We start from the raw sequence: 13,834 nt of genomic DNA, 5'->3' as shown, positions 1-13,834 counted from the left end.
CCTTACTTCGGCTGGGCGACGGTGACGAGCGCCGGACGCAGCACGCGGTCGGCGATCGTATAGCCCTTTTGCAGCACGGTGACGACGGTGTTCGGCTCCTGGTCGGCCGGCACCATCGAAATCGCCTGGTGCTGATGCGGATCGAACTTCTCGCCGACCGGGTTGAGCGCGACGACGCGGCCCTTCTCGAGCGCGCTCGTCAGCTGGCGCAGCGTCAGCTCGACGCCTTCGCGGACCTTCGCGATGTCGCCGGACGTGTCGCTGACGGCCGCTTCCAGGCTGTCCAGCACCGGCAGCAGGTGTTCCGCGAAGCTCTCGATCGCGAACTTGTGCGCCTTCGACACGTCGTCCTGCGCGCGGCGGCGGACGTTCTCGGTCTCGGCCTTCGCCCGCAGGTAGCTCTCCTGCAGCTCGGCGACCTTGGCTTGAGCCTCCGCGAGCGCCGCGTCGGCTGCTTCGGCGGCGGGAGCGGCGCCTTGCGCCGCCTGCTTCTCGCTGCCGATGTCTTCGGCCGATTGGGTAGCCGGGTTCTCTTGCGTGTTTTCCATGTCGCTGAAAGTCGATTAGAGGTTGAAGCCAAATCGGCAACCGCCGGACCGTATACCCGGCGGAACCGCACATTGTTGGTGCAAATAAGGGCGAAAACTGCGATTTCAAGAGGGTTATTCGCCGGCATTCGCCAATGCCGCGAAACAACCGCGCCGCCCGGCGGGGCGTGGCCCGCACAGTCCACCAGATCGGGCGAAACCGGCTGTAACAACGCTTACCTGGCAAGTACTAGCTTGGCACAGGCCCGCTGCACTACACTCCAGTCAAGCGTCGGAAAAGCGTGTTTACCCCTAGCTGACCGCCGCCTGACATCCACCTGGCGCCGTTTTCACCCTTGAGCCCGAGGGGAGTACCGTGAAACTGACCTTTGCGATATCGGTGGTCGCGCTGGTACTCATTGCCGGCACCACCACCATCTGCCTGTCCGGAGCCGTTACCGACCGCACGACCGAATACGGCAGCGCGCGGGCGACATTCGACCAGATGTTCAGCGCCCACCCGAAAATCTGTCGATGATGCGCCGGTCGCGCTTCGTCGGCCGGCCGTGCAGTTCGGCCGCCGGCTCGCGATACGTGCGGCGCCGCTCCAGTTCGGCGAGCCGCGCGGCCCGCCCTGCTTCCGTTTCCGCGTAAAGCGCCTGCGCGACGCTCGCAGGCCCGCGCACGTCGCACACGCCCAGCACGGCAATGTGCCAGACGATGCCGTCGATCGCAATCTCGACCTCGTCGCCCACCCGCACGTCCTTCGCCGGCTTGACCGCCGCGCCGCCGATCTTCACGTGCCCCTTGTCGACCGCATCGGTCGCGAGCGAGCGCGTCTTGAAGAAGCGGGCCGCCCATAGCCATTTGTCGATGCGCAGCTTTGCGCCGGGATCCGTGGAAATCTGGTAGTTCATGTCAGCCTCCGCCGGGCCGCCCCAAGGAGGCTGACCGTCCCCTCGGGGGGCAGCGAGCAAAGTGAGCGTGGGGGTCGTTTCATCTCAGTTCACCGTTTCGGGCTGCGCGGCCTTGACCGGCCAGCCCTGCAGATTCTCGGCGACGATCTCGCCGACCGCGCCGATCCACGCGGGCGCGCCGTTCAGGCACGGAATGCGGTGGAACGTCTTGCCGCCGCCGGCGAGGAACGCGTCGCGCACTTCCATGCCGATCTCCTCGATCGTCTCCAGGCAATCGGCCGTGAAACCAGGACAGAACACGTCGGCCCGCCGCACGCCGGCCTCGCCGAACTCGCGCAGCGTCGGCGCGGTGTACGGCTGCAGCCATTCGGCCTTGCCGAAGCGCGACTGGAACGTCACGCGGCATTCGGTCGTCGACAGCCCGAGCGCGGCCATCAGCAACGCGCCCGTCTGCTGGCACTGGTCGTGATACGGGTCGCCGAGGTCGAGCGTGCGCTTCGGCACGCCGTGGAAACTCAGCACGAGCTTGTCGCCGGCCGCGAAATCGGGGCGGCCGTGCTGCGCCCAGTACTGGCGCACCTGCTCGGCCAGCGCATGGATATAGGCCGGATGGTCGGCGTAATGCCGTACCGTGCGCACTTCCGGCTGGTTGCGCATGCGCGCGAGCGCGTCGAAGGCGGCATCGAAGGCGGTGGCCGTGGTCGACGCCGAGTATTGCGGATACATCGGCATCAGCAGCACGCGCTCGACGCCCGCGCGCTTGAACTGCGCGAGTGCGTGCGAAATGCTGGGGCTGCCGTAGCGCATCGCGTAGTCGACCGTCACGTGATAGCCGTTCGACGTGAGCAGGTGCCGCACGCTGTCGGTCTGGCGCTCGGTGTACACGCGCAGCGGCGAGCCCTCGGGCATCCAGACGGCCGCGTATTTCTTCGCGGACGCGCGGCCGCGCAGCGGCAGGATCAGCGTGCGCAGCAGCACCTGCCAGACGGCCTGCGGAATCTCGACGACGCGCGGATCCGACAGGAATTCGGCGAGGTAGCGCCGCACCGCACGCGGCGTGGGCGCGTCGGGCGTGCCGAGATTGATCAGCAGCACACCGATGCGATGGGCAGCCGCGATGCTCGAAGGCGGCTCAAGATCGAAACGCATGGGCAAGAACGTGCTCGGGGCACGGGACCGGACGGCTCTCAATTATAGCGGGCCGCCCCGTGCCGTTCGGCCGACTGTCGGCGCGGGCGGCATTGCGACACGATGACGGGGCGGGATCAGGCTGCCGATTGCAGCCTATTGCTGGCTCAGCGTGAGCGACAGCAGGCGCGCGGTGATGTCGACGATCGGGATCACGCGGTTGTACGCCATGCGGGTCGGGCCGATCACGCCGAGCGTGCCGACGATCTGCCCGTTCACCTCGTAAGGCGCGGTGACGACGCTCATTTCCTCGATCGGCACGAGCGTCGATTCGCCGCCGATGAAGATCTGCACGCCCTGGGCGTGGCTCGACACGTCGAGCAGTTGCAGGAGGCCCGTCTTTTGGTCGAACACGTCGAACAGCTTGCGCAGCCGCGCCATGTCGGACGACAGATCCGCCACTTCGAGCAGGTTGCGCTCGCCGGAAATCAGCACGGTGTCCTCGGTGTCGGGCACCTCGGTACTGGCCGTCACGGCCGCGTGCATCAGCGTGGTCATGTCGCCGCGCAGCTGGTCGATCTCGTCGCGCAGGCGGCGGCGCACCTCGTCGAACGACAGGCCGGCGAAATGCGCGTTGATGTAATTGGACGCCTCGGTCAGCTGCGACGGCGAATAGTCGCGCGGCGTCGCGAGCATCCGGTTCTGCACGTCGCCCTCGGGCGTGACGATGATCAGCAGGATGCGCTTGTCGGACAGGCGCATGAACTCGATCTGCTTGAACACGTGGCTGCGGCGCGGCGTCAGCACGACGCCCGCGAACTGCGACAGGTTCGACAGCACGCTCGCGGCGGCCGCGACCACCCGCTGCTGCGGCTCGCCGGCCTGCAGCGTGTTCTGCACCTGCCGCGCGACGGCTTCGGCGTCGATCGGCGCCTCGACCGTCAGCATCGTGTCGACGAACAGCCGGTAGCCGCGCGGCGTCGGCACGCGGCCGGCCGACGTGTGCGGGCTCGACACGAGGCCGAGCTCCTCCAGGTCGGACATCACGTTGCGGATCGTCGCCGGGCTCAGCTCGAGCCCGGAATAACGGGACAACGTGCGCGATCCGACTGGCTGACCGTCGGCGATATACCGTTCGATCAGGGTTTTCAGGAGGGTTCGTGCGCGAGGATCTAGCATGGTGGAAAATTTTAGCGCAACCGCGCGACCGCGGCGAGTGGCGTCTCCCTCCGTTGCGCGGGCCGGCCCGATCCGGCCCCTTCGGCGCACAGCCGGTTCTTTTCGTCAACGAGCTATGGTGTAATGCCGGCATGAAAACCGGTAATCAGTTCAATACTGTCGCGCTCGTCGGCCGGAGCAACACGCCCGTCATCGCCGAGCCGCTCGCCACGCTGGCTGCCAGCATCGCGAAGCTCGGCTTCGAGGTCGTGTTCGAAGGCGATACCGCGCGCGAAATCGGCATCACCGGCTACCCGGCGCTCACCCCGGCCGAAATCGGGGCGCGAGCGGATGTGGCGGTGGTGCTCGGCGGCGACGGCACGATGCTCGGCATCGGCCGCCAGCTTGCGCCGTACCGGACACCGCTGATCGGGATCAACCACGGGCGGCTCGGCTTCATCACGGACATCGCCGCGGCCGACATGCACGCGCTCGTTCCCGTGATGCTGGCCGGCAAGTTCGAGCGCGAGGAGCGCGCGCTGCTCGAGGCGCGGATCATGCGCGACGGCGAACCGATCTACCACGCAATCGCGTTCAACGACGTCGTCGTGAACCGCAGCGGCTTCTCCGGGATGGTCGAGCTGCGCGCGTCGGTCGACGGCCGGTACATGTACAACCAGCGTTCGGACGGCCTGATCGTCGCGACGCCGACCGGCTCGACCGCCTACGCGCTGTCGTCGGCCGGCCCGATTCTTCACCCGCAGCTGGCGGGCATCGTGCTCGTGCCGATCGCGCCGCATGCGCTGTCGAACCGGCCGATCGTGCTGCCCGACGATTCGAAAATCGCGATCCAGATCGTCGGCGGGCGCGACGTCAACGTGAACTTCGACATGCAGTCGTTCACGTCGCTCGAACTGAACGACACGATCGAGGTGCGCCGCTCGAAGCACACGGTGCCGTTCCTGCACCCGGTCGGCTACAGCTACTACACGACGCTGCGCAAGAAGCTGCACTGGAACGAACACGCCTCGAACGAAGACGACAAGGCGTCCTGACGCCGCTCCGCCCTACATCATGCTCCGCCACCTCTCGATCCGCGACTTCGTCATCGTGGCCGCGCTCGATCTCGAATTCGACAGCGGCTTTTCCGTCTTTTCCGGCGAAACCGGCGCCGGGAAATCGATCCTGATCGACGCCCTTGCCCTCGCGCTCGGCGAACGTTCCGACGCGAGCGTCGTGCGTACCGGCTGCGGCCGCGCCGACATCACGGCCGAATTCACGCCGCACGACCGCGTCGCGCGCTGGCTCGACGAACACGCGTTCGACGCCGAGGACACCGTGATGCTGCGCCGCGTGATCGACGCGAATGGCCGTTCGCGCGCGTTCATCAACGGCACCAGCGCGACGCTCGCACAGCTGCGCGAACTCGGCGAGATGCTCGTCGACATCCACGGCCAGCACGCGCACCAGTTGCTGATGCGGCCCGACGCGCAGCGCGAACTGTTCGACACGCACGCGGGGCTCGTCGCCGATGCGGCGAACGTCGCACGCGCATGGCGCGTGTGGCGCGACGCGACGCAGGCGATCGACGCCGCGAAAGCGCACGAGCGCGAGTTGCAGCTCGAACGCGAAAAGCTCGCGTGGCAGCTCGCCGAGCTTGACAAGCTCTCGCCGCAGCCCGGCGAATGGGACGAAGTCAGCAACGAACACAAGCGGTTGTCGCATTCGGCGAACCTGATCGAAGGCGTGCGCGGCGCGCTCAACGCGCTGTCCGAATCCGACGACGCGATGCTCCCGCAACTCGGCGCGATCGTGTCGAAGCTGCGCAGCCTGGCCGACTACGACACCTCGCTCAGCGATGCGCTCGCGTCGCTCGAACCGGCCGAGATCCAGTTGCAGGAAGCCGTCTATTCGCTGTCGCACTATGCGCAGCGCGCCGATCTCGATCCCGAGCGGCTCGCGCAGGTCGAAACGCGGCTCGATGCGTTGCACTCGACCGCCCGCAAGTTCCGGCTGCCGCCCGACACGCTGCACGAGGAACATGCGGCGCGCCGCGCGCAGCTCGTCGCGCTCGACGCAGCCGCCGATCTCGGCGCGCTCGAAGCGACGCAGGCCAAGGCGCGCGAAGCCTATCTCGCCGACGCCCGGCACCTGTCCAAGGCGCGCGCGCAGGCCGCGAAGGCGCTCGGTACGGCCGTCACGACCGGCATGCAGGAATTGTCGATGGCGGGCGGCAGTTTCGAAGTCGCACTCGTGCCGCTTGCCGACGGCGGCCCGCACGGGCTCGAGCAGGTCGAATTCCGCGTCGCCGGGCATCCGGGCGTGCCGCTGCGGCCGCTCGCGAAGGTCGCGTCGGGCGGCGAGCTCGCGCGGATCAGCCTCGCGCTCGCGGTCATCGCGAGCGCGGCAAGCCCGACGCCGACGCTGATCTTCGACGAAGTCGATACGGGGATCGGCGGCGGCGTCGCCGAAGTGGTCGGCCGCCTGCTGCACCAGCTCGGGCGCGACCGCCAGGTGCTGTGCGTGACGCACCTGCCGCAGGTCGCCGCGCGCGGCGACCATCACTTCCAGGTCGCGAAGGGCGCCGACGATCGCGGCGGCACGGTGTCGACGGTCGTCGCACTCGACCGCGCCAACCGGATCGAGGAAGTCGCGCGGATGCTCGGCGGGCTCGAGATCACCGCCACCACCCGCAAGCACGCGAAGGAAATGCTGGCGGCCTGACGCGGCCGCCTGCTCCGTTCAAGCCGAACGGGTTCGCACATTGGCGATTCAGGGCGGTGCGCGGGTCGATACCGCGCACTGCCCTGCTTTCGTTCAAACGCCCGTTTCAACCGCGCCGAACACGCGCTCCCACAGCGCCGTCACCGCAGCCCGCTCGTCGGCCACCATCGCCGGATCGACACGCGCCTTCTCCATCCCGTCGAGCCGCAGCTTGTGCTGCAGCTTCCGGTACTTGCGGTACGCCGCGCCGACGCGCTCGGCCTCGTCCTCGCCCATCAGCCCGAAGCGGGCGACCTCGCGCAGCAGCGCGATGTTGCCGGTATTGCGGATCAGCTCGGCGTCGCTCGACGCATGCAGCAGCACCCAGTACTGGACGATGAACTCGATGTCGACCATCCCGCCGCGATCGTGCTTCAGGTCGAACAGCTCGGTCTGGTTCGGGTGGCCGGCAAACACCTTGCCGCGCATGTCGACGATCTCCTTCGCGAGCACGCCGCCGTCGCGCGGCGTCGTCAGCACCTGCTGGCGGATCGCCTCGAAGTCCGCGCCGATCTGCGCATCGCCCGCGCTGTAGCGGGCACGCGTCAGCGCCTGGTGCTCCCACACCCACGCGGTGTTCGCGGCGTCGCCCTCGCGCAGCTGATAGCGGCGGAACGCATCGAGATCGGTGACGAGCAGCCCGGCCTCGCCGTTCGGCCGCAACCGCAGGTCGATGTCGAACAGCGCCCCCGCACCGGTCGCGGTCGTGAGCCACGTGATGAGGCGCCGCGTGAAGGTCGTGTAGACGTCCGCCGAGCGCTCGTCGGGGTCGTCGTACAGGAAGATCAGGTCGAGATCCGACGCGTAGCCGAGCTCCTTGCCGCCCAGCTTGCCGTACGCGATCACCGCGAACTTCGGCACGTCGCGATGGCGCTTCGCGAGCTGCGACCAGACGACTTCGATCGTCACGTCGAGCACCGCGTCGGCCAGCTCCGACAGCCGGTCGCTCACATGCTCGACCGACAGTTGCCCGGCCAGATCGATCAGCAGGATCCGGAACACCTCCGCGTGCTGCGCGTGGCGCAGCAAGTCCATCTGCTGCTCGGGGCCGTCCGCCGCCGCGAGGCGTGCGCGCAGCGCGTCCTTGAACGCGGGCCAGTCGAACGGGCTCGCGATCGCCTCGTCGTCGAGCAGCTCGTCGAGCAGTTGCGGGTGGCGGATCAGGTAGCCGCCGCCCCAGCGCGTCGCGCCGAGCACCGACAGCACGCGGTCGAGCGCGGCCGGGTATTCGGTCAGCAGCGCGAGATAGACGCCGCGCCGGCTGACCGTCTCGAGCAGGTCGAACAGGCGCACGATCGTGTCGTCGCGGCGTGCGGCGTCGATCTTCGGGGCGGCGTCGAGCGCCCGCTGCGCGACGCTGTCGAAGCGCTGCCGGCTCTTTTCCGGCAGCCCGGTGTAGCGCGACGATTGCCAGATCGCGCGCAGCCGCGCGAGCACGGTGGCCGGATCGGTGAAACCGAGGCCGTCGAGGCGCGCGACCAGCGCGTCGTCCTCGCCGTCGTCGGCCAGCGCGCCGCTCCAGATCCACGCGGCGGCCGTGTCGTCGCCGGCCGCGCAAGGCCCGCCGCTCACCTTGTCGGCAAAGATCTGGTGGAACTGCGCCTCGACGAAGGTCCGGTGGCCGTCCAGCACCGTCATCAGCGCCGCATAGTCGGCAAAGCCGAGCGATGCGGCCAGCGCCGCGCGTTCATCGGGCTCGACCGGCATCGCGTGCGTCTGCGCGTCGTTGCGGTACTGCAGCCGGTGCTCGAGCGTGCGCAGGAAGTTGTAAGCATCGGACAGGCGCGCGCGCACGTCCTCGCCGATCAGCCCGCGCGCCTGCGCATGGCGCAGCACCGCGAGCGTCGGCCGCACGCGGAATTCGGCATCCTGGCCGCCGCGGATCAGCTGGAACACCTGCGCGCTGAACTCGATCTCGCGGATCCCGCCGCGCCCGAGCTTGATGTCGTCGGCCTTGTCGGGCCGCATCGACGCGCGGCGCGCGGCTTCGTGACGGATCTGCTGGTGCAGCGAACGGATCGCGCCGATCACGCCGAAATCGAGATAGCGGCGGTACACGAACGGCTTGACGATGGATTCGAGCTGCGACTCCAGCCGCCGGGCCGCGTCGCTGTCGCCTTCCGACACGAGCCGCCCCTTGATCCAGGCATAGCGCTCCCACTCGCGCCCCTGCACGTAGAAATATTCCTCGAGCATCCCGAGGCTGCAGACGAGCGGCCCCGAATCGCCGTTCGGGCGCAGCCGCATGTCGACGCGAAACACGTAGCCGTCGGCCGTGACCTCGGACAGCACGCCTATCAGGCGCCGGCCGAGCCGCGTGAAGTATTCCTGCGTGGACAGCGGCGAACGCGCGCCGCCGGTCGTTTCGCCGTCGTCCTCGTAGACGAAGATCAGGTCGATGTCCGACGACACGTTCAGCTCACGGCCGCCGAGCTTGCCCATTCCGACCACGCCGAGCACGACGCGCTGGCCGTCGGCGCCGCGCGGCTCGCCGTACAGCGCCTCGAGCTCGGTCGACAGCAGCGCGAGCGAACGCTGCACGGCCACTTCGGCGAGATCGGTCATCGCGCCCGTCACTTCGGCGACGTCCGCCAGCCCGCGCAGGTCGCGCTCCGCGACCGCGCCGAACGCCTCCGCGCGCAGTTGCCGCAGCGCGCGCTTCAGTTGCTCCTCGGTCGGCGCGGCCGTGCCGGCCGGCGTCGCGAGCAATTCGGTGAGGCGCGCGTCGAGCTGCGCGCGGCCGAGCGGCGCGGCCGCCCATGCGGCGACCTGGTCGGCCAGCGCGGGCCGCGCGGCAGCCGCGCGGGCGAGGTATCGGGAATAGGACGTGCTGATCAGGGCGGAAGCGTCGGTCATCGAGAAGCGGGCCTGGCGGAAAGGCCGGCCGGCAGCGGCCCGGCGCGTACGCGCCCCGCTGCCGGCCGGTCTCGTGAACTCGGCGCGGCAGCGGCGGACGCACGTGCGTCCGCCGCGAAACCGCGCGCCGGAAAGCCCGTGCCGTGCTGCCGCAACGGCCGCCGGCACGAACCCGTGTGATACATTTCAACGTCAGTCTGCAAAACTACCATATCGCCGCCCGTCCGCCGCATGTCCGACCGTCAGGAATCCGCCGTAGCTGCGCCCGAAGCGGGACCTCCGAAGCACGATCATCCGGTCCTGCGTCGCGTGTTCAAGGTGACGCTGGCAGTCGGGATCGGCACCTACTTCGTTGCGTCCGGCGCGTTCCTCGGGCTGCGCTATGTGCTGCTGCCCCGCATCGACGAATTCCGTCCGCGCATCGAGCGCCTCGTGTCCGACAAGCTCCACGCGCAGCTTTCGATCGGCAAGCTTTCCCCGAACTGGTCCGGCATGCAGCCGGGCGTCGAACTCACGAACCTGACGATCCGCGGCCGTGACGGCAAGATCGCGCTGTCGGTACCGCATGCGACCGCCGCGCTGTCGTGGATGTCGCTGCTGCGACTGTCGCCCGCGCTGTCGAGCCTGATCGTCGACCAGCCCGACCTCGTCGTCGCGCGCGCGGCCGACGGTTCGCTGAGCGTCGCGGGCATCGGCGTCGCGACCACCCACGGCGGCAACGACACGTTCGGCACCTGGCTGCTGAAGCAGGAAGCGATCGTGCTGCGCGGCGGCACGCTGCGCTGGCGCGACGCGCAGCACGACGCGCCGGAGCTCGTGCTGTCGGGCATCCGGATCGCGGTGCTCAACGACGGCCGCGTACACCGGGCCGCGCTGCAGGCGCCCGCGAACGGCACACTGCTGCTCGGCCCGCTCGATTTCCGCGCGCGCTTCACGCACAAGGCGCTCGCGCCGGTCGGCAAGCCGTCCAACTGGACCGGCGACGCGTACCTGTCGACCGGCCCCGTCGATCTGCAGACGCTCGCCCGTTACCTCGACATCCCGCTCACGATCCATGCCGGCCGGATCGACAACGCGATCTGGGCGACCTTCCGCGACGGCCGGCTGCGCTCGGCGGGCGGCGACCTGCAGGGCGCCGACGTCACGCTGCGCGTGCGGCCGACGCAGCCGCGGCTCGACGTGCCGGTGGTCGGATTCGGCTGGGACATGGCGATGGACACGGGGCACGACTACACGCTGCACCTGTCGCGCTTCCACGCGGAACTCGGCCAGCCGCCGCTCGACGACGGCACGCCGCTCGCCCGCTCGCTCGCGCTGTCGACGCTGACGGCCCGCTACCGCGTGCCGACGGCGACCCAGGGGCAACTGATCAGCGTCGTCGGCGATCGCGTCGATCTCGGCATCCTCAGCGAATTCATTCGCGGCCTGCCGCTGCCTGCACGCCTGCGCAACGAACTGATCAAGATCGATCCGCGCGGGATGATGTCGAACTACCAGATCGAAGTCGAGCGCGCGAAACCCGCGCGGGCCGACCTCGCGGAAGAGGAGCGCCGCACCGGCGCCGCGCCGATCGTCCGCTATCGCTTCCTCGGCGACCTGCAAGGCCTCAGCTTCGCCGCGCAGGAGCCGCCGCCCGGCCTGTCGCCGCGCGGCCACCCGCGCGCCGGCTGGCCGGGCGTCGAAAACCTGTGGGGCCGCGTCGACGCGAGCGAGACGGGCGGCACCGCGCATTTCGACACGGTCAACGCGGCCGTCACGGTGCCCGGTGAGTTCGACGAGCCGCGCCTGACGTTCGACCGGCTGCGCGGCAACGTCAAATGGGTGATCGCGCCCGCGCCCGGCGACAAGCACGCGCGCGTCGACGTGACGCTGCCCGACCTGCTCGTGTCGAACCCCGATGCCGAAATCGCGGTGTCGGGTTCCTACACGAACCCCGGCCACGGCCGCGGCTCGCTCGACCTGCGCGCCGAGTTCGCCCGCGCGTCGGTGGCGCGCATTCCGCGCTACCTGCCGACCGGGATGTCCGAACACCTGCGCGACTATCTCGGCCACGCGCTGCAGGACGGCAAGGTCACTCAGGGCGCGTCGATCGTCGCCCGCGGCCCGCTCGAGAAATTCCCGTTCGAACACGAGCCGGACGCCGGCGTGTTCCACATCGTCGCGCCATTCACCGGCGGCCGCTTCGAGCCGACGCCGTACCCGCCGCGCAAGCTCGCGAACGGCACGCCGAGCGTCTGGCCGGCGCTCGACGGGATCGACGGCGTGTTCGAGCTCGCGCAGAACAAGCTGCGCTTCGACATCGAGCGCGCGCACTACAAGCGCGTCGCGCTGACGAAGGTCGCGGGCCGCATCGACGATCTCGGCAATCCGACCCACTCGCCGCTGATCATCGACGGCCATGCACAGGGGCCGCTCGCCGACCTGGTCGACTATGCGGACAACAGCTCGCTCGGCACGATGAGCGGCCATATCGGCCAGCGGATCGATGCGCAGGGGCCCGCGTCGCTCGCGCTCAAGATCACGATTCCGCAGCACGTCGCGCATCCGCATACGCACATCGAAGGCGCGCTCGCGTTCGGCGGCAACACGCTGTCGACCCGCGGCGTGCCGCCGCTGTCGGCACTGCGCGGCAGCGTCCGCTTCACCGAGGCCGGCGCATCGCTGCACGACCTGTCGGGACGCTTCCTCGGCGGCCCGGTGCGCGCGAGCGGCAACTTCCAGTCGCACGGCCCGTACACGGTGGACGTCGACGGCCGGCTCGCGCTCGACGCCGCACGCGGCCTGAACCTGCACGGCCCGGCGGCCGCGCTGCTCGAACACGTGGTCGGCGATGCGCCGTACAAGGTCGCCGTGCGCGGCGCGCCGGGCCGCCTGCCCGACATCAGCGCGCATTCCGACCTGACGGGCGTCGCGCTGAACTTCCCGGCACCGTTCGCGAAACAGGCCGGCACGCCGATGCCGTTCAGCTTCACGCTGCAGCCGGCGCCGCAGGCGGACGGCAAGCGCCTCGAACATGCCGACCTGACGCTCGGCCCGGTGTCCGCGACCTACCTGCTCGACGCGACGCGCGGCCAGCCGCTGCGCGCGGTGCGCGGCGCGATGGGCATCCACCGGATGCCCGACATGCCGCAGGACGGCGTGAGCGCGGCCGTCGACGTCGACGAGCTGGACGCCGACGCATGGCTCGCGCTCGCCCACACGCTGAAACCGGACACGCCGCGCGTACCGGAGCCGCAGACCGCGCCGCGCGTCGATTTCGCGAGCTTCGCGCCGAAGCGCTTCGCGTTCCACTTCGGCACGCTGAAGCTGCTCAAGCGCAACTGGGAGAACGTGATCGTCGGCGCGTCGCATGTCGACGACCTCTGGCAGGCGAACATCGCATCGAACCAGGTATCGGGCTACCTGTCGTGGGCGCCCGGCGGCGGCCACAACGGCGCAGGCGTGCTGAATGCGCGGCTCGCGAAGCTCGTGGTGCCGCAGAGTGCGCAGCACGACCTCGTCGGCCGCGCGATGAACCTGCCGACGCCGACCGACCGCCCGATGCCGTCGATCGACCTGATCGTCGACCAGGTCGTCGCGCGCGACCACGACATCGGCCGTCTCGTCGTCAACGCGCGCAACATCGACGAAGACGGCACGCCCGTGTGGCAGCTCGACAAGCTGGAACTGTCGAACCCGGCCGCGAAGCTGACCGCGACCGGCAACTGGCGCACGTCGCGCCGCGCGCTCGCCCGCGGCGCCGACGAAAACGATGCGCCGCGCCGCACCGTGTTCGACTTCAAGCTCGACATCGGCAACGCGGGCGCGCTGCTCGACCGCGTCGGCTTGCCGCGGACGCTCGCGGACGGTCACGGCTCGGTAACGGGCAAGGTCGGCTGGCGCGGCGGCCCGACCGCGCTCGACTTCCCATCGCTCGGCGGCCAGGTCGCGCTCGACCTCGAACACGGGCAAATCCTGAAAGTCGATCCGGGCGCGGCGAAACTCCTCGGCGTGCTGAGCCTGCAGAGCCTCGCGCGCTTCCTGACGCTGAATTTCCGCGACGTGGTGGGCAAGGGGCTGCCGTTCGACAAGATCACGGGCACCGGCCAGATTTCAAACGGGATCGCGCGCACCGACGACTTCTCGATGATGACGGGGCCCGCGAACGTCACCGTGCGCGGCGCGGTCGATCTCGGCACCGAGACGCAGGACCTGCATGCGCACGTCGCGCCGAAAATCAGCGCGGGCGCAGCCGCGATCGGCGCGGCCGTCATCAACCCGCTGCTCGGCATCGGCGTGCTGGCCGCGAACTACGCGCTGTCGGAAACGCTGTCGCGCGCGTTCGCGCTCGACTACGCGATCACCGGTTCGTGGGCGCACCCGCACATCGAGCGGGTGCGAGGCGATCAAGGTAAGATGGATCACGGTCCGGCCAGTGCGGTGAACCATTGAGCGCGCATCGAACCGCCCGTGGTGCCGGGCCGCACCCCATTTATGACGCAACCG

General features: G+C 69.4%; 9 protein-coding genes. 4 read left to right on the top strand and 5 right to left on the bottom strand.

The genetic code is table 11. The annotated features are described in order from the left end of the window. Positions 1-2 precede the first annotated feature (2 nt). Complete coding sequence (grpE, locus tag OHZ10_RS03585; protein WP_059236009.1) at positions 3-548, bottom strand: nucleotide exchange factor GrpE; 546 nt, start codon at positions 546-548, stop codon at positions 3-5. A 355-nt stretch (positions 549-903) separates the two neighbouring features. Between grpE and OHZ10_RS03580 the strand changes: the two genes are divergently transcribed. Further along, the gene (locus OHZ10_RS03580) at positions 904-1,065 is read left to right on the top strand and encodes a hypothetical protein (protein WP_174993215.1); all 162 of its coding nucleotides are present in this window, start codon (positions 904-906) and stop codon (positions 1,063-1,065) included. Here OHZ10_RS03580 and OHZ10_RS03575 read toward each other — a convergent pair. The 3 genes from OHZ10_RS03575 to hrcA all read right to left on the bottom strand — a co-directional run bounded on the left by OHZ10_RS03575 (position 1,037) and on the right by hrcA (position 3,751). Further along, entirely contained in the window at positions 1,037-1,444 is a 408-nt protein-coding gene (locus tag OHZ10_RS03575) for an RNA-binding S4 domain-containing protein (protein WP_342703640.1), read from the bottom strand. The two genes, OHZ10_RS03580 and OHZ10_RS03575, sit on opposite strands and share 29 nt — an antisense overlap. A gap of 84 nt (positions 1,445-1,528) precedes the next feature. After that, complete coding sequence (hemH, locus tag OHZ10_RS03570; RefSeq protein WP_059236013.1) at positions 1,529-2,593, bottom strand: ferrochelatase; 1,065 nt, start codon at positions 2,591-2,593, stop codon at positions 1,529-1,531. A gap of 135 nt (positions 2,594-2,728) precedes the next feature. Further along, entirely contained in the window at positions 2,729-3,751 is a 1,023-nt protein-coding gene (gene hrcA, locus OHZ10_RS03565) for a heat-inducible transcriptional repressor HrcA (protein WP_011544637.1), read from the bottom strand. 131 nt (positions 3,752-3,882) lie between these two features. Between hrcA and OHZ10_RS03560 the strand changes: the two genes are divergently transcribed. Continuing rightward, complete coding sequence (locus OHZ10_RS03560) at positions 3,883-4,785, top strand: NAD kinase (protein ID WP_059236015.1); 903 nt, start codon at positions 3,883-3,885, stop codon at positions 4,783-4,785. Between the two features lie 19 nt (positions 4,786-4,804). After that, entirely contained in the window at positions 4,805-6,454 is a 1,650-nt protein-coding gene (recN, locus tag OHZ10_RS03555) for a DNA repair protein RecN (protein ID WP_340623811.1), read from the top strand. A 93-nt stretch (positions 6,455-6,547) separates the two neighbouring features. Here recN and glnE read toward each other — a convergent pair whose 3' ends face one another. Next, positions 6,548-9,349 carry a bifunctional [glutamate--ammonia ligase]-adenylyl-L-tyrosine phosphorylase/[glutamate--ammonia-ligase] adenylyltransferase gene (gene glnE / locus OHZ10_RS03550; RefSeq protein ID WP_256085579.1) on the bottom strand — a complete coding sequence of 934 codons (2,802 nt, stop codon included), beginning with the start codon at positions 9,347-9,349 and terminating at the stop codon, positions 6,548-6,550. Between the two features lie 231 nt (positions 9,350-9,580). Here glnE and OHZ10_RS03545 point away from each other — a divergent pair, with 231 nt between their 5' ends. Beyond that, positions 9,581-13,780, top strand: a complete 4,200-nt coding sequence (locus OHZ10_RS03545; protein WP_342703637.1) for a YhdP family protein — start codon at positions 9,581-9,583, stop codon at positions 13,778-13,780. Positions 13,781-13,834: the final 54 nt, after the last annotated feature.

Origin of the sequence: Burkholderia arboris, from assembly GCF_038723655.1 — a bacterium.
Classification (GTDB): Bacteria; Pseudomonadota; Gammaproteobacteria; order Burkholderiales; family Burkholderiaceae; genus Burkholderia; species Burkholderia arboris.
The sequence above is the reverse complement of the archived record's forward strand: the minus strand, read 5'-3'. Positions and strand labels throughout refer to the sequence as shown.